The sequence below is a fragment of the Micromonospora sp. SD19 genome (assembly GCF_054462275.1).
The window spans coordinates 485,586-508,931 of the sequence record NZ_JBTLMN010000001.1 but is presented as its reverse complement, the minus strand read 5'-3'; the positions used below and the strand labels follow the sequence as shown (position 1 = coordinate 508,931).

At 71.7% G+C, this 23,346-nt stretch carries 27 protein-coding genes and 1 tRNA gene; 14 read left to right on the top strand and 14 right to left on the bottom strand.

The window, feature by feature from the left end:
- The 5 genes from ACX27O_RS02375 to ACX27O_RS02355 are packed head-to-tail and all read right to left on the bottom strand — an operon-like array spanning nt 1 to nt 4,055.
- Entirely contained in the window at nt 1-1,362 is a 1,362-nt protein-coding gene (locus tag ACX27O_RS02375) for a sensor histidine kinase (RefSeq protein ID WP_030332374.1), read from the bottom strand.
- Nucleotides 1,359-2,372, bottom strand: coding sequence for a SpoIIE family protein phosphatase (locus ACX27O_RS02370; protein WP_036411541.1), 1,014 nt, complete (start codon nt 2,370-2,372; stop codon nt 1,359-1,361). The genes ACX27O_RS02375 and ACX27O_RS02370 overlap by 4 nt, the downstream gene beginning before the upstream one ends.
- Nucleotides 2,369-2,788 carry an anti-sigma regulatory factor gene (locus ACX27O_RS02365; RefSeq protein WP_030332370.1) on the bottom strand — a complete coding sequence of 140 codons (420 nt, stop codon included), beginning with the start codon at nt 2,786-2,788 and terminating at the stop codon, nt 2,369-2,371. The genes ACX27O_RS02370 and ACX27O_RS02365 overlap by 4 nt, the downstream gene beginning before the upstream one ends.
- A complete protein-coding gene (locus ACX27O_RS02360) occupies nt 2,785-3,195 on the bottom strand; it encodes an STAS domain-containing protein (protein WP_030332368.1) in 411 nt (136 codons plus the stop codon). Before ACX27O_RS02360 ends, ACX27O_RS02365 begins: the two co-directional genes overlap by 4 nt.
- Nucleotides 3,195-4,055, bottom strand: coding sequence for an STAS domain-containing protein (locus ACX27O_RS02355; protein WP_030332366.1), 861 nt, complete (start codon nt 4,053-4,055; stop codon nt 3,195-3,197). The genes ACX27O_RS02360 and ACX27O_RS02355 overlap by 1 nt, the downstream gene beginning before the upstream one ends.
- Nucleotides 4,056-4,218: 163 nt before the next feature.
- On the opposite strand from ACX27O_RS02355, the gene ACX27O_RS02350 reads away from it, so the two are divergent.
- Nucleotides 4,219-4,575, top strand: coding sequence for an STAS domain-containing protein (locus ACX27O_RS02350; RefSeq protein WP_030332365.1), 357 nt, complete (start codon nt 4,219-4,221; stop codon nt 4,573-4,575).
- 13 nt (nt 4,576-4,588) lie between these two features.
- Here the strand turns inward: ACX27O_RS02350 and ACX27O_RS02345 are convergent, their stop codons facing one another.
- The gene (locus ACX27O_RS02345; RefSeq protein WP_245233630.1) at nt 4,589-5,740 is read right to left on the bottom strand and encodes an MFS transporter; all 1,152 of its coding nucleotides are present in this window, start codon (nt 5,738-5,740) and stop codon (nt 4,589-4,591) included.
- Between the two features lie 263 nt (nt 5,741-6,003).
- Between ACX27O_RS02345 and ACX27O_RS02340 the strand changes: the two genes are divergently transcribed.
- The 4 genes from ACX27O_RS02340 (at nt 6,004) to ACX27O_RS02325 (ending at nt 8,108) form a co-directional block, all read left to right on the top strand.
- A complete protein-coding gene (locus ACX27O_RS02340) occupies nt 6,004-6,660 on the top strand; it encodes a FadR/GntR family transcriptional regulator (protein ID WP_030332361.1) in 657 nt (218 codons plus the stop codon).
- Between the two features lie 39 nt (nt 6,661-6,699).
- Nucleotides 6,700-7,158, top strand: a complete 459-nt coding sequence (mscL, locus tag ACX27O_RS02335; protein WP_030332359.1) for a large conductance mechanosensitive channel protein MscL — start codon at nt 6,700-6,702, stop codon at nt 7,156-7,158.
- Nucleotides 7,159-7,240: 82 nt separating this feature from the next.
- On the top strand, nt 7,241-7,492 hold the full coding sequence (locus ACX27O_RS02330; RefSeq protein WP_030332357.1) for a hypothetical protein: 252 nt from the start codon (nt 7,241-7,243) through the stop codon (nt 7,490-7,492).
- A 244-nt stretch (nt 7,493-7,736) separates the two neighbouring features.
- Nucleotides 7,737-8,108 carry a hypothetical protein gene (locus ACX27O_RS02325; RefSeq protein ID WP_030332355.1) on the top strand — a complete coding sequence of 124 codons (372 nt, stop codon included), beginning with the start codon at nt 7,737-7,739 and terminating at the stop codon, nt 8,106-8,108.
- Here the strand turns inward: ACX27O_RS02325 and ACX27O_RS02320 are convergent.
- Nucleotides 8,021-9,307, bottom strand: a complete 1,287-nt coding sequence (locus ACX27O_RS02320; protein WP_081883829.1) for a benzoate/H(+) symporter BenE family transporter — start codon at nt 9,305-9,307, stop codon at nt 8,021-8,023. The two genes, ACX27O_RS02325 and ACX27O_RS02320, sit on opposite strands and share 88 nt — an antisense overlap.
- A 56-nt stretch (nt 9,308-9,363) precedes the next feature.
- On the opposite strand from ACX27O_RS02320, the gene ACX27O_RS02315 reads away from it, so the two are divergent.
- From ACX27O_RS02315 to ACX27O_RS02280, 8 genes are all read left to right on the top strand, one after another.
- Entirely contained in the window at nt 9,364-9,924 is a 561-nt protein-coding gene (locus ACX27O_RS02315) for an XRE family transcriptional regulator (protein ID WP_245233627.1), read from the top strand.
- A gap of 114 nt (nt 9,925-10,038) precedes the next feature.
- A complete protein-coding gene (locus ACX27O_RS02310; protein WP_030332349.1) occupies nt 10,039-10,758 on the top strand; it encodes a PP2C family protein-serine/threonine phosphatase in 720 nt (239 codons plus the stop codon).
- Between the two features lie 103 nt (nt 10,759-10,861).
- Nucleotides 10,862-11,200 (top strand): PadR family transcriptional regulator, encoded by a 339-nt coding sequence (locus ACX27O_RS02305; RefSeq protein ID WP_030332341.1) that lies wholly within the window; start codon nt 10,862-10,864, stop codon nt 11,198-11,200.
- A complete protein-coding gene (locus ACX27O_RS02300) occupies nt 11,197-12,042 on the top strand; it encodes an ABC transporter ATP-binding protein (protein WP_051708479.1) in 846 nt (281 codons plus the stop codon). Before ACX27O_RS02305 ends, ACX27O_RS02300 begins: the two co-directional genes overlap by 4 nt.
- Nucleotides 12,039-12,731 (top strand): hypothetical protein, encoded by a 693-nt coding sequence (locus tag ACX27O_RS02295; RefSeq protein WP_030332337.1) that lies wholly within the window; start codon nt 12,039-12,041, stop codon nt 12,729-12,731. The genes ACX27O_RS02300 and ACX27O_RS02295 overlap by 4 nt, the downstream gene beginning before the upstream one ends.
- A gap of 68 nt (nt 12,732-12,799) precedes the next feature.
- Nucleotides 12,800-13,990: a GNAT family N-acetyltransferase gene (locus tag ACX27O_RS02290; protein ID WP_458938891.1), complete on the top strand. Its 1,191-nt coding sequence runs from the start codon at nt 12,800-12,802 to the stop codon at nt 13,988-13,990.
- Between the two features lie 42 nt (nt 13,991-14,032).
- Nucleotides 14,033-14,782 carry a ZIP family metal transporter gene (locus ACX27O_RS02285; RefSeq protein WP_030332334.1) on the top strand — a complete coding sequence of 250 codons (750 nt, stop codon included), beginning with the start codon at nt 14,033-14,035 and terminating at the stop codon, nt 14,780-14,782.
- 205 nt (nt 14,783-14,987) lie between these two features.
- A complete protein-coding gene (locus tag ACX27O_RS02280) occupies nt 14,988-16,172 on the top strand; it encodes a hypothetical protein (RefSeq protein WP_210858225.1) in 1,185 nt (394 codons plus the stop codon).
- Nucleotides 16,173-16,335: 163 nt separating this feature from the next.
- On the opposite strand, the gene ACX27O_RS02275 is transcribed toward ACX27O_RS02280, so the two are convergent.
- The 4 genes from ACX27O_RS02275 to ACX27O_RS02260 all read right to left on the bottom strand — a co-directional run bounded on the left by ACX27O_RS02275 (nt 16,336) and on the right by ACX27O_RS02260 (nt 19,453).
- Nucleotides 16,336-17,418 carry an NAD-dependent epimerase/dehydratase family protein gene (locus ACX27O_RS02275; RefSeq protein ID WP_210858219.1) on the bottom strand — a complete coding sequence of 361 codons (1,083 nt, stop codon included), beginning with the start codon at nt 17,416-17,418 and terminating at the stop codon, nt 16,336-16,338.
- 157 nt (nt 17,419-17,575) lie between these two features.
- On the bottom strand, nt 17,576-17,878 hold the full coding sequence (locus tag ACX27O_RS02270) for a hypothetical protein (protein WP_210865027.1): 303 nt from the start codon (nt 17,876-17,878) through the stop codon (nt 17,576-17,578).
- Nucleotides 17,879-17,993: 115 nt separating this feature from the next.
- A complete protein-coding gene (locus ACX27O_RS02265; protein WP_458938890.1) occupies nt 17,994-19,043 on the bottom strand; it encodes a GlsB/YeaQ/YmgE family stress response membrane protein in 1,050 nt (349 codons plus the stop codon).
- Nucleotides 19,040-19,453 carry a PadR family transcriptional regulator gene (locus ACX27O_RS02260; protein ID WP_458938889.1) on the bottom strand — a complete coding sequence of 138 codons (414 nt, stop codon included), beginning with the start codon at nt 19,451-19,453 and terminating at the stop codon, nt 19,040-19,042. Before ACX27O_RS02260 ends, ACX27O_RS02265 begins: the two co-directional genes overlap by 4 nt.
- A gap of 156 nt (nt 19,454-19,609) precedes the next feature.
- Between ACX27O_RS02260 and ACX27O_RS02255 the strand changes: the two genes are divergently transcribed.
- Nucleotides 19,610-19,681 (top strand) — tRNA-Lys (locus ACX27O_RS02255).
- Here ACX27O_RS02255 and ACX27O_RS02250 read toward each other — a convergent pair.
- The 3 genes from ACX27O_RS02250 to ACX27O_RS02240 form a co-directional block, all read right to left on the bottom strand.
- Entirely contained in the window at nt 19,656-21,293 is a 1,638-nt protein-coding gene (locus ACX27O_RS02250; RefSeq protein WP_458938888.1) for a recombinase family protein, read from the bottom strand. The two genes, ACX27O_RS02255 and ACX27O_RS02250, sit on opposite strands and share 26 nt — an antisense overlap.
- Nucleotides 21,294-21,383: 90 nt before the next feature.
- Nucleotides 21,384-21,632: a hypothetical protein gene (locus tag ACX27O_RS02245; RefSeq protein WP_458938887.1), complete on the bottom strand. Its 249-nt coding sequence runs from the start codon at nt 21,630-21,632 to the stop codon at nt 21,384-21,386.
- Nucleotides 21,633-22,101: 469 nt separating this feature from the next.
- A complete protein-coding gene (locus ACX27O_RS02240) occupies nt 22,102-22,977 on the bottom strand; it encodes a replication-relaxation family protein (RefSeq protein WP_458938886.1) in 876 nt (291 codons plus the stop codon).
- Between the last annotated feature and the right edge of the window lie 369 nt (nt 22,978-23,346).

The window sequence follows — 23,346 nt, the reverse complement described above, 5'->3', positions numbered from 1 at the left end:
TCACGCCCCGCCGGTGGGCAGGGAGACGGTGAACGTGCTGCCCTCGCCCGGCGCGCTGGTCAGCTCCAGCGTCCCGCCCAGCAGCGTCACCAGCCGCCGGGCGTACGGCAGGCCGAGGCCGGTGCCGCCGACCCGGGTGGCTCCGGGCACCTGGTAGAACTCCTCGAAGATCCGGTCGTGCAGCTCGGGAGCGATGCCCGGCCCGGTGTCGGTGACCTCGAACTGCCAGCGGTCGCCGTGTTGGCTGGCCCGCAGCCGCACCTCGCCGCGTTCGGTGAACTTCAACCCGTTGTGCAGCAGGTTGCGCAGCACCTGGCCGAGCAGCACCTCGTCGGTGCGCAGCACTGCCGGCCCGCGCGGCTCCTCCACCACCAGCTCCACGTTCGGACGGGTGGCCAGGGCGCGCAGGGTGCCGCGCAGTTGACCGAAGACCGGGCGCAGGTCGACCTCGACCACGTCCGGCTCGATCCGGCCGGATTCCGCCTTGGCCAGGTCGAGGAGTTCGTTGACCAGGTTGAGCAGATCGGCCGCCGACGAGCGGATCAGCTCGACCTGGCGGCCCTGCTCGTCGGTGAGCGGGTCGGAGGCGGAGTCGGTGAGCAGCCGCCCCAGGCCGATGATCGCGGTGACCGGGGCGCGCAGCTCGTGGCTCACGTTGGCCAGGAACCGGCTCTTCGACTCACTCGCCGCGCGGAGCTGGGCCGACTTCTCGTCCAGCTCGGCGTAGAGGGCGACGACGCCGCGGTTGGTCTCCTCCAGCTCCTCGGTGAGCTGGTTGTAGAGCGCCAGCACACCACGGTTGGTCTCGGCCAGTTCCTCGTTCAGCACCGCCAACTCGTCGCGCTGACTACGCACCTCGTCGAGTGCGGCGATGAGCTGACCGTTCTGGGTGGTGAGCTCGTCCAGCGCGCTGGCCGGCGCGGTGCGGCCGAGTTCGGTGCGGAACTCGGCGAGCCGCTCCGGGGTCGGCGTCGGCGCGCTGGCCGGGACTCGTCGGGACATCCTCACGACCGTAACCCCCTCGACGGTCGACACGCTCAGTGTGTCAACCAGTCGGGACACCGCGCCGGACTGCGGCTGGTAGCGGCCGTCCGGCAACGGGGACATCGGGGCCAGGTCGGCGCGCAGGTGGAACCGGCCGTCGGCACCCGCGTCGACGTGGAAGGAGACGTCCGCTCCCGCTGTCGTCCGCAGCAAATCCCGGGCGACCTCGCTCAGTGCGGTGGCGATCCGGACCTGGTCCTGGTGTTCCAGGCCGACCACCATGGCCACCTCGCGGCCCCGCTGGCGGATCACGAAGATGTCCTGCTCGACCCGCAGCGCCATCTGCAGCAGCGGCAGCGCGGCCGATCCCTCGGTCATGCCCACGACCTCGCTACCAGTACGCAGGCGTCGTCGCGGCGCACCCCGGCGTCCCGTAGCAGGGTCGCCGCCATGACCAGTGGGGATCTCTCCGCCAGGCCCGGGTAGTCGGACATCCGCCACCGGTCGACCACCCCGTCGCTGTGCATCACCAGCCGGGCACCGGGGCCGAACGGGTAGTCGTACTCCCGGATGGCCGGTCGTTGGTGGCCGGCGATGCCGGGCAGCGACACCAGCCCCCGGCGCTGGCCGCCTCCCTCGACGATCACGCCGGAGATGTTGCCCAGGCCGGCGTAGTGCAGCACACCGGCCGTCGGCACCAGCTCCGCGACCGCGAGGGCCGCGCCGCGGGTGTGCGACATGCTGCGGTGCAGGTGACCGACCACCACCGCCGGCGGGCCGGCGGGGGCGTCGCGGAACGCGGCCAGCGCCGCCTCGGTGGCGGCACCGGCCAGCGGGCCGTGCCCCAGCCCGTCGCTGACCAGCACCTGGTGCCGCCCGTCGGCGACCCGGACGGCGTAGCCGTCGCCGCTGACCGTCTCGCCGGTCAGCGGTCGGGTCAGAGCACCGGCCCAGGACGGCCGGGCCGCCTCGGCCGGCCAGACCTGCACGGCGAGGACGGTCCCCCGGCCGGACAGCGAGTATCCGTCGAACCAGCTGGCCTGCCGGACGATGGCACCCAGACCGATGCCGAGGGTGCCGGTGGTGGAGTGCCCGTCCCGCGACGAGACGGTCAGGTCGGCCATGCCGGGCCCGGAGTCGATGGCCACCAACTCCACCCCGGCCTGCCCGGCGCGGCGTACCGGCCGCAGCAGCAGGACACCCTCGTCGGCGTGCTTGACCAGGTTGCTGGTCAGCTCGGCCGCGACGATGGCCAGGTCGGCGATGCGCGCCGCACCTATCTCCACCTGCGCGCCGAGGCGCTCGGCGGCGCGTCGGACGGCGCTCGCCGCGCTGCTGGCCTCCACCCGGAACCAGATGCCACTGTCGGTGACCGCGTCGGCGTTCACCTGGACCACTTGGTGACCGTGATCCGCGTGCCGGTTTCCGCTGACGTCTCGATCTGGAACTCGTCGACCAGGCGGCGCGACCCGCTGAGCCCGAGGCCGAGGCCGCCGCCGCTGGTGTAGCCGTCGGTCATGGCCAGGTCGAGGTCGGCGATGCCCGGCCCGGAGTCGGCGAACACGATCTGCACACCTTTGCGTCGGCCGTTGTCCACGACCGTCACCTCGACCGAACCGCCGCCGCCGTACACCAGGGTGTTGCGGGCCAGTTCGCTCGCCGCGGTGACCAGCTTGGTCTGGTCGACGAGGGACAACTTGCTGGCCACCGCCACGGCGCGGACCAGTTGCCGAACGCGCACCACGTCCTCATCGCTGCGAACCGACTGCGCCTGTGGCTGGCCCAGGTCGATGCCCGCGGTCACGGCGTGGCCGTCTCGGCGTCCGGTTCGTCGTCGAGCTGGTAGTCGAGCTCTTCGGCGTGGGCCGCCGCGATCAGCTCCATGCCGCGTTCGACGTTCAGCGCGGTACGGATGCCGTTCAGCGACAGCCCCAGTTCGACAAGGGTGATGGCGACGGCGGGGCGCATCCCGACCACCACCGTCTCCGCGTCGAGCACCTTGGAGATCGACGCGATGGTGGAGAGCATCCGCCCGACGAAGGAGTCGACGATGTCCAGCGCGGTGATGTCGATGATGACGCCGTGGCAGCCGGTGGCGACGATCCGCTCGGCGAGGTCCTCCTGGAGCTGCACCGCCGTCTGGTCGGACATGTCGAGCTGGATGGAAACCAGCAGGATGTCCCCGATCTTGAGGATCGGCACCCGTTCCATCAGGCGTCCCTGCGTGGCTGCCGGCGGGCGGTTTCCACCCCGTTGAGCCGCAGCACGTGGCGCAGCGCGTCGGCGAGGCTCGCCTTGGTGGCGATGTCCCCGAACTCGATGCCGAGCGCCACGATGGTCTGCGCGATCTGCGGGCGGATGCCGGAGATGATGCAATCGGCGCCCATCAGCCGTGCGGCCACCACGGTCTTCAGGATGTGCTGGGCGACCTGGGTGTCCACCGCCGGCACGCCGGTGATGTCGATGATCGCGTACGGCGAGCTGGTGTCGACCAGGGTCTGCAGCAGCCGCTCCATGACGACCTGGGCGCGGGCCGAGTCCAGGGTGCCGACCAGCGGCACGGCGACAACGCCCTCCCAGAGCTTGACCACCGGCGTGGAGAGTTCGAGCAGCTGCTCGGCCTGGTCGGCGATCAGGCTCTCCCGGGTACGGACGAAGCTCTCGAAGGTGAACAGGCCCATCTCGTCGACAAGCTTCGAGAAGGCGACGTAGTCCGGTAGCGCGGTCGGGCCGCCGGCCTCCTGCACCAGCTCGGCCAGCACGTCCTTGAGCGCGAAGATGCTGATCGTGGTCTCGCTGGCGGAGAAGCCCTGCCGGGCCCGACCCCGGGACAGCTCGGAGAGCGCGGCGCGCAGTTCGGCGGCGCTGTCGGCGGACAGGTCGATGATGCCCTGGTCGCCGGTGGCGACGATGGCACGGTGCAGGTCCTGGACCTGCCGGCGCAGCTCGGCCTGGCTCAGCCGGCCCCGCAACGAACTGGTGACAATCTCGGTCCACCGAGTCGTGACCCGTTCGTCCTGCTCGCTCAGCAGCGCGGCGAGCCGACCACTTTCTTCGGTGCTCAACGCCATTTCGAACCCCCTTGACCTGGACCGGGCGGACTCTATCACCGGGGCCTGACCAACTACTTGCCCCGTAGCAACGGAATGACGATGACCACCGGATCACGGCTCCCGTTCTACCTCCGAGGGTGGTCGTGGGATACCGTTCCCCCGATAACAGGAGGTCTGGCGAATGTCGTTGACGGTGCACACGGAACAACGCGGCGACGTGGTCGTCGTGGCGGTCGCTGGCGAGCTGGACATGGCCACCGCACCGCAGCTGCAGGACCAGATCACCGATCTGCTCGACAAGGGCCGCAACCGGCTGGTGTTCGACCTGGCGGACGTCTCGTTCTGCGACTCGACCGGTCTGTCGGTCTTCGTCCGGGCGAAGAACAGCTGCGACGAGGCTGGCGGCGTGGTCCGGCTGGCCGCCCCGCAGCGGGGTGTGCTGCGCATCCTTGAGGTGAGCGGCCTGGTCGAGGTGCTGCACACCTACCCGACGGTGGATGAGGCAGTCGCCGGCGAACCGACGCCGGCGTCCTCCTGACCGCTGCGGCTCGTCACTCGTCCTCGACGTAACGGGGACGAGCGATCGCCATGCCTGCCGCCGTCTGCACGGCGAGGGCGCCCAGCAGGAACCCGATCGGCGCGGTCCAACCACCGGTGGCCTCGTAGAGGATGCCGACCATCAGCGGGCCGAGGGCGGCGATCACGTAGCCGGTGCTCTGCGCGAACGCGGAGAGCGCGACGGTGCCCTCGGCGGTGCGGGCGCGCAGGCCGATGGCGGTGAGGATCATCGGGAACGCGCCCTGACCGATCGCCAGCAGGGCGACCCAGAGCAGCGCGGCACCGTGCGGTGCGAGCGCCAACCCCAGGTAGGCCAGCGTCGACGCGGTGGTCAGCCCGAGCACCAGCGGACGCAGGCTGCCCAACCGGCCGGCCAGGGTGGGCATCAGCAGCGCGATCGGCACGCCGAGCGCGGTCACCCCGGCGAGCAGCAGCCCGGCCGACTCCGGCTGGTAACCGGCGTCGCGGAACAGTTGGGCCAGCCAGCCCATGATCGCGTACCCGCTGAGCGACTGCGCCCCGAAGTAGACGGCCATCGCCCAGCCGAGCCGGGTCCGCGCCGGCCGGACCCGGGTGGGTGCGGCGACGGCCGCCGTCGGGGTCGCCCGCCGCGCCGCGGCGCGGGTCCGCAGCGCCAGCGGCACCCACGGGAGTACGGCCACCGCGGCCATCGCGGCCCAGACGCCGAGCCCGGCCCGCCACGACCCGAAGGCGTGCGCGATCGGCACCGCGGAGGCGGCGGCCACCGTGGTGCCCACCGTCAACGCCATCGTGTACGCCCCGGTGACCAGGCCGGTGCGGTGCGGGAAGTGCTGCTTGACGAGCATCGGCAGCAGGATGTTGGCGACCGCGATGCCGGACAGCGCCAGCGCGCTGGTGAGCACGAAGATCAAGGCCGAGTCGGTGGCGACCCGGAGCACCTGGCCGACGGCGAGGGCGAGCATGGCCACCACCAGCACCCGGGCCGGTGCCACCCGGCGGACCAGCCACGGGGTGAGCGCGCCGAGGCCGGCGAACGCGATGGTGGGCAGGGTGGTGACCAGGCCGGCGGTGGCGCCGGAGAGGCCCAGCCCGTCGCGGACCTCGTCGAGCAGCGCGCCGAGGCTCGTCACCACAGCCCGCAGGTTGAGCGCTACCAGCAGCATCCCGACCAGCACCAGCGCGCCACCGGTCGCCGGGTGCGTGCGCCGGCCGGCGCCGGGGTCCCGGCTCGGGCGGGGGTCGGCGGTGGCGGGGGCGGGCAGCGCCGGAGCGGCGGTTGGTGGCGGGGTCATGACCGCTAACCTACAATCATGGGATGAATTTGGGACCGGTGATGTAACCAGTGCCACCGTCTGTGGAATTCCCCTCCGCGCCGCCCGCGCCGCCCCGCGACCAGCCGCCCGCGCCGCCCCGCGACCAGCCGCCCGTGCCGCCCCGCGGCCATCGGGTCCGGCAGACCACCGAGCAACTCCGCGCGCGGATCCTCGGCGGCGAGTGGCCCGTCGGCGCGCGCATCCCCACCGAGCCACAACTGGTCGCCGCGCTGGGTGTCGGGCGCAACACGGTCCGCGAGGCGGTCCGCGCCCTGGTGCACGCCGGGGTGCTCGAATGCCGGCAGGGCTCCGGCACCTACGTGGTGTCCACCGACGAACTGGCACCCGTGGTCGCCCGCCGTCTCGGCGGCGACCGGATGACCGAGGTCGTCGAGGTACGCCGCGCCTTCGAGGTGGAGGCCGCCCGGCTCGCCGCGCTGAGGCGTACCCCCGAGGACCTGGCGGCGCTCGACGGCGCGCTCGCCCAGCGCGAGGCCGCCTGGCACGGTGGCCAGGTCGACGCGTTCGTCGAGGCCGACGCGGCGCTGCACACGGCGGTGGTCGCCGCCGCGCACAACGCCATGCTCGCCGAGCTGTACGCCTCGGTGGGCACCGCCCTGCGCAGCACCGTCGCCCAGGCCATGGGTGGGGCGCTCACCCCCGAGCGCTACGTCGACCACACCCGACTGGTCGAGGCGATCCGGGCCGGCGACCCCGGCCGGGCGGCGCTCGAAGCCGGCGCTTTTCTGGAACCCGCCGTACGGGCATAGGTTGTGCCCGACAGAAAAGCGGACACCTCGGGAGTACGGATGCTCAAGGGCTTCAAAGACTTCATCATGCGCGGCAACGTCGTCGACCTGGCGGTCGGCATCGTCATCGGTGCTGCTTTCACGGGCGTGGTCACCCAGCTCACCAAGTCGTTCCTTGAACCACTGATCAAGGCAATCGGCGGGGGCACCAGCCTCTCGGCCGGGAAGTGGACACTCAACGGTCAGGTCTTCGACTGGGCGGCGTTCATCAACGCCCTGATCACGTTCCTGCTCACCGCCGCAGTGCTCTACTTCTTCGTGGTGTTCCCGATGAACAAGCTGGCCGAGCGGCGGCAGCGGGGCGAGGAGCCGCCGCCCTCGGCGCCGAGCGAGGAGGTCAAGCTGCTCACCGAGATCCGGGACGCCCTGGTCTCCGCCGGTCACACCACTCCCGGCCAGCAGCGCGGGGCGCTGGACGACGTGCTGGGCCGCCGTCCCGAGCCGCCGACGCAGCGCTGACGCCGAACGGATGCACATCGGCCCCTGTGGGATTCCCGCAGGGGCCGCACCTTCTCGTACGTGTGTTCGATAGAGTCCCGCCATGGAGCAGCGAAAGCACTGGTGGAACGGGAAGTGGGGGCGACTGGCCCGGCGGGACGTCTTCCTGCGGGTGGACGCCGACCGATGGCATGTCGAGCAGCGCGCCGGTGGCGCCGAGGGCATCTCCCGTTTCTACGAGTACGGCAGTGCGGACGAGGCCGAGGACACCGTCAGGGCACTGCTCGACGGGCCGGACACCTGGCGCGAGCTGTCTCCCCGACCGCCCGGCGGCTGGACCCTCCCGAACACCTGAATGGGTTGCGTGCCGCTGCGTGGCGGCCCGTCGCCCGCCACCTTGCGCGGGCCGTGGAGGCGGTATTGCTTTCGACGGTGATGCCTCCGCGGTATTGCTTTCGACGGTGATGCCTCCGAGGCATAGTGATGCCTCAGAGGCATCACGCTCTTCAGGCCCATCACCTGCGTATCTGCCGCCTCCGCATCTATCACCTCCGGGCCGGCGGCGTTTAGCGGCGCGACGCCCTGGGAACCGCAGCGGGATGGACCAGCAGGACGCGCAGCAGGCGACCATCTCACGGATCACCACCGGGATGCCGGTGGTCGACTCAGCCGGCACCGAGGTCGGAACCGTGGACCTCGTCCAGCGGGGCGACCCGAACGCGGTGACCGTCCAGACACCGACCGCCGACCCGGGCAGCAGCCTGGACGAGCTGATCGAGGCGACCGCGGTCGAGGAGCCGGACGTGCCGGCCGATCTGGCGGCGCGGCTGCTGCACAGCGGCTACCTGAAGGTCTCGACCGAGCTGACCCGCACCGGCGCGGTCTACGTACCGGCCGACCGGATCGGCTCGGTGGCCGACGGCCGGGTCCTCCTGGCCGTCGGCGTGGCCGACCTGCCATCCGAGGAGTAACCCGACGGCCCCGGCTCGGCGGGGGTGGCCTCGGCTGACGGGGCGGCTGGGCGGCGGTGGAAGAGCAGCAGCATCAGGCAGCCCGCGACCAGGCCCCAGAACGCGCCGCCCACGCCGATCAGCGTCACCCCGGACGCGGTCACCACGAAGGTGACAACGGCGGCCTCGCGGGTCGCCGGGTCGGTCACCGCCGAGGCGAGCGCGGTGGCGAGGGCGCCCAGCAGCGCCAGCCCGGCGACCGCCTCGATGAGGATCGGTGGGGCGACAGCGACAAGCGTGGTGGCCACCCCGGCGCCCAGGCCGAGCACTGCCAGTCCAGCGCCGGCCGTGACCGAGGCGATCCACCGGCGCTCCGGGTCGGGGTGCGCGTCGGGGCCGGCGGCGAGCGCGGCGGTGATCGCCGCGAGGTTCACCGCGTGCCCGCCGGCCGGGGCGGCGAGCAGGCTGGCCAGGCCGGTGGTACGTAGCGCGGCGCCGAACGGCGGCCGGTAGCCGTAGCCGACCAGCACCGCCATGCCGGGTACGTTCTGCGCGGCCATGGTGACCAGGAACAGCGGCAGGGCCACCCCGACCAGGGCGGACGCGTTCCAGGCCGGCGCGGTCAGGGTGACCGACGGGATCAGCGCGGCACCGGTCAGGCCGGCCGGCGGTGCGGTGAGCGCGATCGCCGCCACCGCCACCACCAGCGCACCGGGCACCGCCCAGCGGCGGGCGAACCGGTGCAGCAGCAGCCAGGCGACCACTACCGGCCCGGCCACCACCGGCAGCTCGACAAGCGCGCGGACCGGGGCTGTGCACAGCGGCAGCAGCACCCCGGCGAGCATCGCGCCGGCCACCGGCTTGGGAATGGCGGCCACCGCCCGACCGAGTGGCGGGAACAGTCCGGCGGCGACGATCAGCACGCCGGAGACGAGGAACGCGCCCACCGCCACCCGCCATCCGCCCGGTGGCGGCCCGGTCGCTACCAGCAACGCCGCGCCCGGAGTGGACCAGGCGGCGCTCATCGGTATCCGGTACCGCCAGCCCAGCCAGGCGGCGGCGAGGCCGCTCGCCACGCAGAGCGCGAGCAGGCCGGAGGCGGCCTGCGCGTCCGACGCGCCAGCCGCTCGGAGCCCGGCCAGCACGACGGTGAACGAGCTGGCGAAGCCCACCAGCGCGGTCACCACCCCGGCCAGCACCGGTTGTACGGGTCCCGCCACTCCAACCCTCCCGACTGTTCCGTTTACGGAACGGCAGCGTGTAGCACGATAGCCGGGTGTCACACCCACCACCAGCCCCGCGTCCGGGCCTCGACGTGGATCCCGCCGTCGTCGGACGCCGGGTCCGTGCTTTGCGCGAGGAGCGGGGGATCTCACTGTCCACACTCGCCCGGCTCGCCGGTGTCGGAAAGGCCACCCTCTCCGGCCTGGAGAACGGCACCCGCAACCCCACCCTGGAGACGCTCTGGGCGGTCACCGCGCAGCTCGGCGTACCGCTGACGGCCGTGCTGGCGGAGCCGGCCGCCGGGCCGACAGTGCACGGCTCCGCCGTCACCGCCACCCTGCTGGAGGTGTTCACCGACACCGACGCGACCTACGAGCTGTACCGGATGCGGGTGGCGCCCGGCCCCGGGCAGCTCTCCCCCGCCCACCCGGCGGGGGTCACCGAGCACGTCACCGTCTTCGCCGGGGTGCTGCGCGCCGGGCCGGCCGACGCACCGCTGACCGCCCCGGCCGGTGGTCACCTCCGCTGGGTGTCGGACGTGCCGCACAGCTACGCGGCGGTGGGTGACGAGGAGGTCGCCGCCAGCCTGCTCCTGCGCTATCCGCGCCGCTGAGAACGGGCCGACCGGTCACGCACCGTCGGGGCCGCCGACGAAAATCGCAATCATTTCTCGACCTAGGTAGGAGGCGTAGAGACGAATGCGGGTTGTTCTTGGCAAGCTTGACCCATGACGCTGATCCTCCGCTCGGTCATCCTCAACGACATCGGCTTGGTGCGCACCAACAACGAGGACTCCGCCCTCGCCGGTGACCGCCTGATCGCCGTCGCCGACGGCATGGGCGGGCTGCCTGCGGGCGAGGTGGCGAGCGAGATCGTGATCCGGATCCTGGACGAGCTGGCTCCGCCGACCGACCCCGACGGCGCCGCCGACGCCCTGCGTGCCGTGGTCAGCACCGCCAACCAGCGCATCCACGCCGCGATCACCGTCGACCCGAGCCGGGACGGCATGGGGACGACGCTCACCGCGGCGCTGCTGGCCGGGGAGACGCTGGTGCTGGCCCAGGTGGGCGACTCCCGCTGTTACCTGCTGCGCGACGGGGAGCTGACCCAGCTCACCCGGGACGACACGTTCGTGCAGGCGCTGGTCGATCAGGGCACCCTCTCGCCCGAGCAGGCCCGCCACCACCCGCAGCGGTCCCTGGTGACCCGGGCCGTGCAGGGCGCCGACACCCCGCCCGCTGTCGGTGTGCTCACAGTGGTCCCCGGTGACCGGCTGCTGCTGTGCAGCGACGGGCTCTCCGACTACGTCGAGGACGAGGCCATCGCGGCGGCCCTGGGCATGTACGCCGACCGTCAGCAGTGCGGTGAGCAGTTGGTGAAGCTGGCCCACCATGCCGGGGCACCGGACAACGTCACGGTCGTGGTCTCGGACGTCGTCACCCGCTGACCCGTACGACTCACTCGGCGGCCGGCTCCGGGCCGGCCGTCCGGGTGCCGTCGCCGACAGTAGATGGTTGTGCCATCTAGCTTGCGTCGCTACTGTCCATCGAGTGGATTCCGACCGGCGCGGGCAGTGGCTGCGGGGGGTGCTCGACATCTGCGTCCTGGCCCTGCTGTCCGAAGGCGAGTCCTACGGCTACCAGCTCGCCCAGGCGCTCGACACGGCGGGCGTCGGGCCGATCCAGGGCGGCACGCTCTATCCCGTGCTGCTGCGCCTGCAGAAGACCGGCCTGGTGACCGCGCAGTGGCGGGAGGGCAACGCCGGGCCGGCCCGCAAGTACTACCGGCTCACCGACGACGGGTACGCGGCGCTCCGCGCCGGCGGCAGCGCCTGGCTCACCTTCGTCCGGCCGGTGAACGACATCGTCACGAAGGGGGTCAGCCGGTGAACGCCGACGATTGGCTGCGGACGCTCACGGCCGAGCTGCACCAGCGGCGGGTCGCGGCGGACGCCGCGCGGCACGTGGTCGCCGAGGCCGCCACACACCTGCGCGAGGGAGGCGGCGACCCCTGGGTCGTCTTCGGCCCACCCCAGCAGTACGCGGGCGCCGTCGTGGAGAGCATCGGCACCGCGCCCGGACCGCGCCCCGGGCCGGTCCGGCTGCACGCCGCCGGCATCACCAAGAGGTACGGACGGCGGAGCGTGCTGCGCGACGCCACACTGACCGTCCGGGCCGGACAGATCGCCGCCGTCATCGGCGCGAACGGCTGCGGCAAGAGCACCTTCCTCCGGATCTGCGCCGGGCTGATGTCCCCGGACGCCGGTGAGGTGACAGTCTCCGGGCGACTCGGCTACTGCCCGCAGTCCGGCGGCACCGCCGACTTCCTGCTCGCCGACGAACACTTCGTGCTCATCGGCGCCGGTCAGGGCGTGGCCCGTGGCCCGGCCCGCCGCGCCGGTCGGGCGGCTGCCCGTCAACTCGGTTGGGAAGCGGGCGGGGACGTGCAGGCCCGCCACCTGTCCGGCGGCACCCGGCAGAAACTCAACCTGACCATGTCCACGCTCAGCGCGCCCGACGTGCTGCTGCTCGACGAGCCGTACCAGGGCTTCGACCAGGGCACGTACGTCAACTTCTGGGACCAGCTCAGCAGGTTGCGCGACACCGGCACCGCCATCGTCGTGGTGACCCACCTGCTCAACCAACTCGACCGGGTGGACATCGTGCTCGACCTGACCCCGGCGCGGGAGACCGGGTGGCACGCGCCCGGCATTCAGGGAGGTCGCCCGTGAACCGGCTCGTCACCGTCGCCGAGATGACACTGCGGGAGCTGCTGCGGCGTCGGGGCGTACTCCTGCTGTTGTTGTTGATGCCGTTGACCTTCTACCTGATCCGGCGGGACGCCTATCTCGGGCAGTCGGTTCGCTCGCTGCTGCTCGGCGTGGGCTGGGCGGTGAGCACCGCCGCGCTGTTCGCCACCACCGCGGCCCGCGAGCTGGAGCCGAGGCTGCGGTTGGCCGGCTACCGTCCACACCACCTCTATCTCGGACGGATGCTCGGCCTGTGGACGGTGGGGCTGGTCATCTCCGTACCGTTCTTCCTGCTGCCGATGATCGACGGCGCGGACCTGCGGTACGGCGGCCTGGCGGCGGCGATGCTCTGTTCCGTCGCGGTGGCCGCGCCGTTCGGGATGTTGATCGGTGCGCTGCTGCCCCGCGAGTTGGAGGGCACGCTGCTGCTGCTCACCGTGGTGACGGTGCAGATGCTGATCGACCCGGCCGGGTCGGGGGCCAGGTTGACGCCGTTCTGGTCGAGCCGGGAGATCGCCACCTGGACCGTCGACAACACCGACCACGGCTACCTCTCCCGGGGGCTGCTGCACGGGCTCGTCGTCACCGCCCTGCTGGCGGTTGGCGTGGCCGCGGTGGCCAGCGTCCGCCTGCGCCGCCGCCGGCACCTGCGGCACCTGCCGGTCGGGTGACCGCCGCACGGCGCACGGATCGGGCCAATCCGGTTGCTGCGACCCGCGCGGCAGGTTGAGATGGGCGAATGACCATCCGCCGGGTGACCGACGACGACCGTCTCACCACCAGCTTCCCGCTGGCCGCGTACGCCTTCGAATCCTCGCCACTGAGTGCCGCCCGGACGGCCGAGTTCCGCGACTACCTGCCCTACAACCAGGGCAACCGGACGCTCATCGCCGAGGAGGACGGCACCACGTTGGCCGCCGTCTCGGCCATTCCGATGCGGCAGAACCTGCGCGGGGTGGTGCTGCCGATGGCCGGGGTCGCCGGGGTGGCGACCCATCCGTTGGCCCGCCGGCAGGGACACGTCCGGACGTTGCTGCACCAACTCCTCGACGAGATGCGCGACGAGGGTCATCCGCTCAGCGCGCTCTATCCGTTCCGGCCCAGCTTCTACGCCCGGTTCGGCTACGTCGGGTTACCCAAGCCACGCCGGGTCACCTTCGCCCCGGCCAACCTGGGCTCGCTGCTCCGGGTGGACCTGCCCGGCGAGGTGAGCTGGGAACGCATCGCCGCCGGCTATCCGGCGTGGCGGGCGTTCACCGAGCGCAACCTCCGGGAACGGCACGGCTTCGCGATCTTCCCGGACTACCGGGCGGTCGGGATGCGCGACCGTGACGAGTACTGGCTGCTCACCGCCCGGGTGGCCGGGGAGGTCACCGGCGCGGTGACGTACCGGATCGACGAACACGGCGGCACGCTGCACGGCAACGAGCTGCTGGTCTCCGATCCGCTCGCGCGGGCGCTGCTGCTGCAGTTCTTCGCCCGGCACGTGGACCAGATCGAACGGGTCACCGTCCAGGTTCCGCCCGACGAGCTGCCCGAGCTGTGGCTGACCGACCTGGACGTGCACGTCGAGGCCCGCACCGCCGTGCCGGGCGCGTCCGCGCCGATGGCCCGGCTGCTGTCGCTTGACGCGTTGCGCGGGCTGCCCGCCGGCCCGGGCCGGGTCCGGGTCGAGCTGATCGGGGACCGCTGGCTGGCCGGCACCCACCTGCTCGACGGCACGACCGGCGCGCTGGAGCTGGTCGACGACACCACCGGCCGCGCGCCGACCGCCACGCTCACCGCCGCCGGGCTCTCCGCCCTCGCGTACGGGGTGCTGGACCCGGCCGAGCTGCCGCTGCGCGGTCTGGGTGAGGTGCCGGGGGACGCCGCAGTGGAGCTGCGCGGCCTGTTCCCCCGCCGGGTGCCGTACCTCTTCGCCGACTTCTGAGCACGGTTTGCCGCCCGCACCCCACCGGGTACGGTCCCCGGAATGCCAGAGTGGTTGCAGGCGGGCGGATGGGGACTGCTGGCCGGGTCGGCGCTGCTGATCGGGGCGGCGGTCGGCTGGTTCGTCCGCGTCCCACAGCGGCTCACCGCGTCGGTGATGGCGTTCGGCGCGGGGGTGCTGCTCTCCGCGGTCTCCTACGAGCTGATCGAGGTCGCCCACGACCAGGGCGGACTGCTGCCCACGGTGATCGGCGCGGCCGGTGGCGCGGCTGCCTACACCCTCGCCAACGTGGCGCTGGCCCGGCGCGGCGCGCGGCACCGCAAGCGGTCCGGCGACCAACAGCCCTCCGAGGGTGAGCAGCCCGGCTCCGGGTCGGCGATCGCGGTCGGCGCGCTCCTCGACGGCGTACCGGAATCGGTGGTGATCGGCGCCAGTCTGCTCAGCGGTGGTGCGGTCAGCCTGGTCACGGTGGCGGCGGTGTTCCTCAGCAACGTTCCGGAGGGGTTGTCCAGCGCGGCCGGCATGCGGCAGGCCGGCCGCACCCGACGGTACGTGTTCCTGCTCTGGACCGGGATCGCGCTGGTCAGTGGCGTCGCCGCGCTGGTCGGCAACACTTTGCTGGGCGGCGCGCCGCCGGAGGTGCTGGCCGCCATCACGGCGTTGGCCGCCGGGGCGATCCTCGCCATGATCACCGACACCATGGTCCCCGAGGCGTTCGAGAACGCGCACCTGCTGGTCGGTCTGATCACGGTCGCCGGCTTCCTGACCGCCTTCGCCCTCTCCCACACCTGATCACCGGTCACCGCGCCACATCCGGCGCGGCGGCGGGCGCGGCTTGGCGGCGGGCGGCGGGCGCGGCTTGGCGGCGGGCGGCGGGCGCGGCTTGGCAGCGAGCGGCGGGCGTGGCTTGGCGGCGGGCGGCGGTTTAGCAGTGCATTAAGCCGGCTCGGCGGATTCGTCACGGCGCGGTCGCGGCTCCTAGCATCACCTGGTGCGCATGACGTCGCTTGCCGCTCTCCTCGTCCTCGGTGTCGCCACCGCGACCCTGCCCGGCTGCGCGTCCGACGACCCGGCCCCCGCCTTCGAGGCCGGCTCGACCGCTTCGCCGACCGCTTCTCCGACCGGGGGTCAGAGCGCAGCGCCGCAGGCCCGGGACGGCCTCGGAGGCCCCGGGGCCAGCGCGAGCCCGAAGCCCGCCAACAAGGTGCTCACTGCCGGCAACCCGAACGGCAAGGCGGCCGTGCCGGCCGAGGCCCGGGCGGTGGACACCTCGAAGCCGACCCGGACCATCGGCACCGGCACCGCGGCGAGCTGCACCTCGGCGGCGGTGGTGAAGGCGGTGGCGGCCGGCGGTGTCATCACGTTCAACTGTGGACCCGCCCCGGTGACCATCAAGATGACCGCCACCGCGAAGGTCCGCAACGCCAACGGGCCGAAGGTCGTGCTGGACGGCGGCGGCACTGTCACGTTGAGCGGCCAGGGGCAGCGCCGGATCCTCTACATGAACACCTGCGACCAGGCCCAGGGCTTCACCACCTCGCACTGTCAGAACCAGGATCACCCGCAGCTCACCGTGCAGAACCTGACCTTTGCCGACGGCAACTCCACGGGCGAGAAGGCCGAGGGCGGCGGCGGTGGGGCGATCTTCGTACGCGGCGGGCGGCTGAAGGTGGTCAACTCGCGCTTCGTCCGCAACCGCTGCGACCGTACCGGCCCCGACCTGGGTGGCGCGGCCGTGCGGGTGCTGAGCCAGTACGAGAACAAGCCGGTGTACGTGGTGGGCAGCACCTTCGACGGCGGTTCCTGCTCCAACGGAGGGGCGCTGAGCAGCATCGGCGTGTCGTGGGTGGTGCTGAACAGTCTGCTGAGGAACAACGAGGCGATCGGCAACGGCGCCAACCCGGCGAAGTCCGGCACGCCCGGCGGCGGCAGCGGCGGCGCGATCTACTGCGACGGCAACGAGTTCACCGTACGGATCGCCCGCACCATCATCGAGAACAACAAGGCCAACGAGGGCGGCGGCGCGGTCTTCTTCGTGAGCAACAACCGCACCGGCACGATGAGGATCGAAAACTCGACGCTGCGCCGCAACCCCAGCGCCAAGTTCGAGACCCGCGGCTTCCCCGGAATCTTCTTCCTGGGCGCCCGCAACCCCACAGTGACAGCCTCCACCCTCTCCTAACCCCACCCACCCCTGCCAGCGCGCCCGCGCCCCGCGCCCCGCGCCCCGCCCGCGCACTGCCCTGCGCCCGCGCCCCGCCCTGCGCCGGTGATCAAGAGGTTTCGGTCAACTGGGCGGCGTTTTTTGACCGAAACCTCTTGATCAACACAGTGGGGTGGGGGGGTTAGTAGGGGTTTCCCTGGCCTGGGGGGCGGGCGTGCAGGAGGGCAGCGGGGCGGCCGGGCAGGTCCCGGGCGCCGGACATCGGTGGGCTCGCCGTGTGGTCGCCGTCGGCCATGCCGGCGAAGAGTTCCCTGAGCGCCGTCAGCGCACTGATCTTTGGCTGCCAGCCCAGCTCGGTCTCCGCGCGCTCGCTGGACATCAGCGGGGCGTTCAGACCCAGCTCCACCCAGCCCGCGTCGACCGGTTGCAGCCGCGCCCGCCAGGTCAGCGCGGCCGCCGCGCGCAACACCGGCGCGGCGACCGGCACCGTCCAACCGTGGAAGTGCCGGGCCACCAGCTCCGGAGTGAGCACCGGGTCCGCGGCGACGTTGAAGGCGCCGCGCGCATCACCCAACACCGCCCGGGCGTACGCATCGGCCACGTCGTCGGCGTGCACCGCCTGCATCCGCAACCGACGGTTCGTCGGCACCAGCGGGATCCGGCCGAAGCGCAACAACCGCACCGGCGCCAGCGGGCCGAGGAAGTACCGCGTGATCTCCGCACCGGCCGCCCGCTGGAAAATCAACCCAGGTCGCATGCGCACCACCCGCAGCGTCGGGTGATCGCGCTCGACCTGGTCCAGCAACGCCTCCACCTCGGCCTTGTGCTCGCTGTACGACGAGCCGGGCACACCGGTCGCCGGCCACCGCTCACTGATCGGGTGGTCCTTCGGGCCGGGCGCGTAGGTGCCGACCGACGAGGCGTACACCAGGGCCGGCACGCGCGCCCCGACCACCGCGTCGATCACCGCCCGGCTGCCCTCGACGTTGGTCCGGCGTAGCACCCGCTGGTCGTGGCTGGGCTGGATCTGCCAGGCCAGGTGCACCACCGCGTCCGCACCCGCGAACACCTCGGCGAGCTGACCGGTCGCGCTCGGCGCGCCGATGTCGCAGGAGTGCCACTCCACCTGGTCGTACGGCTCACCGGCGTCCGGGCCGGGCAACCGTCGTACGACCCCGGCCAGCTCCACGCCCCGCTCCCGGCGCAGCCGCCGCAGCAGCGCCGTACCGACGTTGCCACTGGCCCCCACCACCACGATCCGCATGCCCGACCCCGTACCCGCCCAGCCGCAGCTCAACCACCCACCCGCAGCGCCCCGCGCAGCGCACGGCCCTCGCCCCGCTCCCTTGATCGACTCGACTTCCTGAAAGTCGGGGCATCACCGCGCGCAGAACACCCCGATTTCCTGAAACCCGAGTCGATCAAGGCCGCGGGGAATGCCGTACCCAGCCGTGCTTCTCCTTCCCCCGCCGGCCAGCGGTGGCGGCCAGGCAGCGTGGGCAGATCCAGCCCACCGCGTCCGCCTCGGTCAGCACGTCAGTGCCGGAGTAGTCGAAGCGCACATGCGGGAAGCGCCGCAGCCGGGTCCGGCTCAGCGCCAGGCCACAGACCGTCTGGTTCTGGCCGGGCAGCCAGGCGTGCACCTCCCCACCCGGCTGGCGTACGCCATCGGGCCCGACCTCCTCCCCGGAGGCTGCCACGGCCGGCGCGCTGCTTGATCCCATGCCGGTAGTGGTTCCCCGCCGGCCTACACCCATGCGCCACCAGGCGAGGTCGCCCTGATCCGCTCCCGGCCACCGACCCCGTGCAGATAAGCGCCGCATCGCCGATCCGGCGACGTCAGGTCCCAGTCGTCGCCGTCGAACGGTGTCCGCAGGTCGGGCAGGCCTTGTCGAGCACCTGTCGACGTACGCTCTGGTGGCGTGCGGACTGGCCGGCGATGGCCGCCGCCAGCAGTGCCGCACCGACAAGAAGGATCGTCCCGGTTGTGGTGGCGTAGGCCGCCGCGCCCGGTCCGCCTCCCCGACTGCCCCAGATCCCTTGGCTGAGCTGGTCGGCGCCGAACAGGCCAGCCGGGGTGGCGAGCAGCAGGGCCGCCCAGAGGCCGGCGTCGTCGGCTCGCAGGGCGCGGCCGAGCCCGACGAGCAGGACCAGCGCGAACATCAACCCCCCGGCCATGGCCAACAGTTCGGGCGTCGAGCCGTACGACGTGAACATGTTGCCGCCGTTCTCGGCGGCGCTGAACGCCACGGACGCGGCCGCCACAGCGCCGGCCGTGAGCGGCGGCAGGCTACGCGCGGCCCAGCCGGGATGGGCGGGCAGTGCGAGCGTGGCCAGGCCGAGCGCGACGGCGAGGATCAGCACGAACATCGGCGGTCGGGGTTGTCCGGCGAGGGCGGCCACGGGCGGTACGGCGATGGTCAGCAGGAGACCGCAGGCTGCGGCGATTCGGGTCCAGGAGCCGGGCAGCACCGTGGCGGTGAGGCCGACGAGCAGCCAGCCCAGCCAGATGACAGCGCCGAGGGTCTGGAACGGGCCGACCGGGTCCAGCCTGGCGAGGCGGGGGTCTTCGAACTCGACCTGCAAGAGGAAGAAGGCGGCGACCGCGACGAGGGTGCTCAGCGCGGCGGTCGCGGCCAGCGGGAGGGCGTCCGCCAGCCCAAGTGCGCCGTACCCCCGTAGTCGCTCCCGAATTCCGGCGCCGAGCAGGTCGAGGGCGTCGTGTGGGGACGGCCAGCGCCGCCCCGGTTCGACGGTGTCGAGGTATGTCCCGACGATCTCGTCGCCCCGCTCGGCCTGGTAGTCACCCGGGTAGGCCCACAGCAGTCGCCGGTAGCGGGACTCCAGCGGCGACCCGGCCTGCTCCGGGGCAGGGTTGGGCTGATTCATGCCGGGCCTCCGGTCGGTCGAAGGATGGGGCGGGCGGCCGTTCCGGGGACGGTGACAGGGCCGCGTGCGGCGGCGCGGGTGCCCGCAGGTCGAACAGCCAACCGCTGGGTGGCGGCCTCGACATTGCGGCGCAGTCGTTCGGTCTCGGCGGTGAGCACCGATCGGCCCGCGTCGGTGAGCCGGTAGTAGCGGCGCAGCCGTCCCTCGACGACCTCCTCGCGGTCCCGCTCGACCAGCCCCTCGTCGGTGAGACGGTCGAGTGCGCCGTAGAGGGTGCCGGGCCGCAGCGCCAGCCGCCCGCCGGAGAGGGCCGCGACGTCGCTGATGATGCCGTAGCCGTGCATGGATTCCCGCGCGAGGGCGGTGAGGATCAGGAAGGTGGGTTCCCGCAGTGGCGTGGGTGTGGCCATGGCCTCAATATATCGGTGATGAAGCTATGTCGGTGACAAAGCGGTGCGGACGTTCCTTCCAACACCGACGCCGCCCCGGGCTTAGATCAACATCGCTGCGCCAGACCGGGGGCGGACATCAGCCGGGGCGTGGACGGTCGGGTAACCTGAGCGCGCGGGCCGCTAGCTCAATGGCAGAGCTGTGGACTTTTAATCCATAGGTTCAGGGTTCGAGTCCCTGGCGGCCCACCGATCGCACCATTGTGCGAACCGGTGGTACTCCTGAGGTGCCCCCGTCCGTTTCGGGCGGGGGCATTGTGGTGTCGGTGGGGATCTTGAACACGGGTACGACTCCCTGGTCGGTGAGTTGGACTTCGGCGATGAGGGCCTCGATGGCGGCTTTGCGTTCGGTGGCGGTGCCGCTGGTCATGATGGTGCTGAGGTGGTCGCGGATGCGGGCGACGGTGCCGGGCGGTGGGGGCTCGGGCTGGGACGTCAGGCCCGCCTCAAGTTCGGTGCGCCGGGCCTGGAGTTGAGCCAGCCGTTGGCGGAGTTCGCGGATGCGTGGGCCGGCGGTGGCGTCGTCCATGGTGCCGTTCTCGAACGCCGTGTGATACCGGCCGATCGCGTTCTCGGTGGTGGTGATCTGGTGGACGACGGCGGTGAGTTCGCCCCGCCGGTCGTCGGCGGTGGTGTCGTGCTGGTTGTGGGCGCGTTGGATCATGGCGGCGAGGACGGGTTCGGCGGTGGTGTAGAAGTCGAGTAGGGCTTTGAGGATCATGTGGTCGAGGTCGTCGGCGGGGAGTCGGGGTGCGGTGCAGGTGGCGTGTTTGCCGTATCGGGTGCGGGTGAAGCAGGTGTAGTAGCGGTAGCGGCGGGTGCGGCCTTTGGCGGACGTGCCGATGTAGCGCTGTCCGCACCGTGGACATGTCAGTAGGCCGGTGAGGTAGTAGTCCGAGTCGGACATGGCCCGCTGGGTTTGGACGTCACCGCGGGCGGCGGCGATGTCTTGGGCGCGGCGGAAGGTGTCCCGGTCGATGAGCGCTTCGTGGGCGTCGGGGACGTAGACGTCGCGGTAGGCGATGTCCCCGACGTAGGCGGGGTTGTCCAGGATCCGGTTGATCGTGTGTCCGGACCACTTCTTGCCGGTGCGGTTGGGGACACCGCGGGCGTTGAGGTCGGTGGCGATGGCGCGGGTGCCGAGTCGGTCGCGGGTGTAGAGGCGGAAGATGTCCCGCAGGATGGGTGCCTCGTCGGGGTGGGGGACGAGGCGTTGGGTGTCGGGGTTGACGAGGTAGCCGTAGGGGCGGGTGCCGCCGGCCCATTGGCCTTTGCTGGCTTTCGCGGTCATGCCACTTTTCACCCGGTCGATGATCATGTTTCGTTCGTATTCGGCGAAGACGGCGAGGAATTGCAGCATCATGCGGCCGACCGGGCCGCCGGTGTCGACGGGTTCGGTGGCGGAGGCGACGCGGACGTTGGCGGCGTCGAGGGTGGCGGCGAGGTCGACGAAGTGGGCGAGGCTGCGGCTGAATCGGTCGACTCGATAAACGAGGAGGACGTCGTAGAGGCCGGCTTTCGCCGCGTCGAGTGCCTTTTGGAGGCCGGGGCGTTCGGTGGTGGCGCCGGAGGCGTCGTCTTCGAATTCGCAGACGATGACCCAGCCGGGGTTGTTGTCGACGTAGCGTCGCAGGGCGGTGCGTTGGGCGAGCAGACTGAAGGGTTGGTGTTCGTCGTCGGTGGAGCGCCGGATGTAGATGCACACCCGGCACGGGCCGGTCGAGCCTTCCTGCTGCGTGGTGGTGGGGGCGCGTCGGCCGCGCCGCTTCGGTGGGCTGGTGGGGGTGGGCTTGCCTGCCATGAGGTGTTTCCTCCATGCGGGTTCGGGGTGGGGTTGGCCGGCGGGCGGCCCACGCGGTGGTGGGCCGCCGCTGGCGTTGGGCGAGGGGGTTCAGGCGGCGAGGTCGGGGTGTTCGCGCCAGAAGTGGTTGAGCAGGACGGCGAGGGCTTCGGCGGCGTTGTCGAGGTCTTCGGCGGTCATGGGAATGGTGTCGACGCGTGCGATACGCATCGGAATCGTCGTTTCCTTTTCGTTGGTGGGGATGTGTTTCGCACCGCTGTTGTTGGGGGCGGTACCGGGATTTGGTTTGTCAGGATAGCTCCGGACGACGTTTTCGTCGTCATACGGCGCGGTGGCCACGGTCCTCCGAAAAGCGTGTGAAGCTGCGGGGGTCGGAATCCTTCGTTCATGTGGTTTCCTTTCCTGCGCGGATTGGCGCGATCGATCAAATTGATGCGGAAGAGGCGACTCATGGCGGGTCGCGCTGCTTACGCGCGAGGGGGCGGGGACGATACCTCGAAGCGCTGTCACCGGGAAGCGACGCGGACTGTCAGCGACTCACGGAAACTCACACAGGGCGCCGGAGAGCGGCTGACAGTTGCGAGGCGTTGCTGTCACGGCGTGAGCAGAGGTATGGTCCGCGCCCCTGTCGGGCGGGAGCGGCGTGGCTGCGGCTATCGCTGGCTGCGCTTTGCCGGCCGCCGCCGTCATCGCGGTTCGGGAAGCAGCCGTCGCGCCCGCTGGCCCGCGGGGCTCAGCGGTGTGATTGCCCTTGCCGCCGCCTGTGTGGGCGCGTGTCCGGTAGCTCGGGGTGGGTTGCCGTTGTGGGTCAGGTGGCCTGTTCGGTGCGGCTGTCGGCGGCGGGGAGGTCAGCCAGGCGCATCGGCGCCCCGTGGTGGCGGTGCAGCCACCACACGGCTTCGGCCGGGTTGATGCCGGTGACCTCGGCGTGCACGGCGGTGGCCACCGGGTAGATGGTCCCGGCCGCGGCAAGTTCCTGGTGCAGGTGCCGCTCGCGTGCCGGGGAGTGCAGCCAGAACAGCACCGGCCAGATCCGGCCGGTGACGTGCGCCAGTTCCCGATAGCCGTCGATCTTGTCGACCAGTCGGGAAAGCGGCCGTTCGGTGCCGAGGTCGTACTCCAGGAAGAACGGCACCCTGCGGTCGCCTTCGACCCAGATGCCGTGCCCATCCGGCCGCGACCTCGGCGTATAAGCGCGGGCCGCGACGTCGTCGTCGGGCTCGGCGAAGGCCCCCGTCTGCTGGCAACGTCCAGCCGGCCACCAGCGCGTTAACTCGCTGCCGGGATGGGTGCGGGCGTGACCGGCCAGGGCGGTGAAGAAGCCGTTGACCCCGAGCAGATGCGGCAGGTTCGCCCGCCTCGTCAGGTGCCCACGCTTCCGCCGGGCCTGGTCCCTGCGCGGCAGGTCGTCGCCGCGCTGCGCGGCGACGACCTCGACGCCGAGTTGCGCCAGCACGTAGTGGTAGGGGTAGGAGCCGCCGTCGGGCTTCTGCGGCCGGAACCGGTCCACTACCCCCAACTTCTGCATCAGGGCCCGCAGGCGTTCCTGGGCGTAATCGACCGAGGGGAACAGGGCATTGGCGATCTGGAAGGAGGTGAGAACACCGTGATCGGCCAGCCAACCGAGCAGGACGAGGTCGCGGCCGGTGAGCTGGGACTGCACACGAAGCAGCTGATCAGGCATGCGCCATCACCATCCCAGCGGGGAGAGACCCAGTCGGAGGGTCTGTCGCATCACGACAGACGGTGCTGACAGCGGCCCCGACCTGGGCTGTGAGCCGAACCAGAGGGTCCGTTCGGGGGTCCTGTTGAAGCGGGACGCCAAGTGGGAGAGTCGGCCGGACCCACAACGGGAGGTCAAGCCCGATTCTGTCAGCGGGAGACGTTGATGATGCGGTAGCCGCCAGCGGCGGCGGTGAACATCGATGCGTGAACAGGGTGTACTCCAAGGTGAGGAAGGGGCATTTGTAGAGGTCAGATAGAACCGGTGTAGCGGCGCCGCGAGGGTGGGTGGATTTGTCTGCGCCGGCGTTCACCCGCCGGCCCGATATCG

Bases quoted from the DNA above. Each gene is read 5' to 3' on its own strand.
- ACX27O_RS02375 (WP_030332374.1), bottom strand. From the start codon at position 1,362: ATGACCGAGGGATCGGCCGCGCTGCCGCTGCTGCAGATGGCGCTGCGG.
- ACX27O_RS02360 (WP_030332368.1), bottom strand. From the start codon at position 3,195: ATGGAACGGGTGCCGATCCTCAAGATCGGGGACATCCTGCTGGTTTCC.
- ACX27O_RS02355 (WP_030332366.1), bottom strand. From the start codon at position 4,055: ATGGCGTTGAGCACCGAAGAAAGTGGTCGGCTCGCCGCGCTGCTGAGC.
- ACX27O_RS02350 (WP_030332365.1), top strand. From the start codon at position 4,219: ATGTCGTTGACGGTGCACACGGAACAACGCGGCGACGTGGTCGTCGTG.
- ACX27O_RS02345 (WP_245233630.1), bottom strand. From the start codon at position 5,740: ATGCTGCTGGTAGCGCTCAACCTGCGGGCTGTGGTGACGAGCCTCGGC.
- mscL (WP_030332359.1), top strand. From the start codon at position 6,700: ATGCTCAAGGGCTTCAAAGACTTCATCATGCGCGGCAACGTCGTCGAC.
- ACX27O_RS02330 (WP_030332357.1), top strand. From the start codon at position 7,241: ATGGAGCAGCGAAAGCACTGGTGGAACGGGAAGTGGGGGCGACTGGCC.
- ACX27O_RS02325 (WP_030332355.1), top strand. From the start codon at position 7,737: ATGGACCAGCAGGACGCGCAGCAGGCGACCATCTCACGGATCACCACC.
- ACX27O_RS02310 (WP_030332349.1), top strand. From the start codon at position 10,039: ATGACGCTGATCCTCCGCTCGGTCATCCTCAACGACATCGGCTTGGTG.
- ACX27O_RS02290 (WP_458938891.1), top strand. From the start codon at position 12,800: ATGACCATCCGCCGGGTGACCGACGACGACCGTCTCACCACCAGCTTC.
- ACX27O_RS02285 (WP_030332334.1), top strand. From the start codon at position 14,033: ATGCCAGAGTGGTTGCAGGCGGGCGGATGGGGACTGCTGGCCGGGTCG.
- ACX27O_RS02280 (WP_210858225.1), top strand. From the start codon at position 14,988: ATGACGTCGCTTGCCGCTCTCCTCGTCCTCGGTGTCGCCACCGCGACC.
- ACX27O_RS02275 (WP_210858219.1), bottom strand. From the start codon at position 17,418: ATGCGGATCGTGGTGGTGGGGGCCAGTGGCAACGTCGGTACGGCGCTG.
- ACX27O_RS02270 (WP_210865027.1), bottom strand. From the start codon at position 17,878: ATGGGATCAAGCAGCGCGCCGGCCGTGGCAGCCTCCGGGGAGGAGGTC.
- ACX27O_RS02265 (WP_458938890.1), bottom strand. From the start codon at position 19,043: ATGAATCAGCCCAACCCTGCCCCGGAGCAGGCCGGGTCGCCGCTGGAG.
- ACX27O_RS02260 (WP_458938889.1), bottom strand. From the start codon at position 19,453: ATGGCCACACCCACGCCACTGCGGGAACCCACCTTCCTGATCCTCACC.
- ACX27O_RS02250 (WP_458938888.1), bottom strand. From the start codon at position 21,293: ATGGCAGGCAAGCCCACCCCCACCAGCCCACCGAAGCGGCGCGGCCGA.
- ACX27O_RS02240 (WP_458938886.1), bottom strand. From the start codon at position 22,977: ATGCCTGATCAGCTGCTTCGTGTGCAGTCCCAGCTCACCGGCCGCGAC.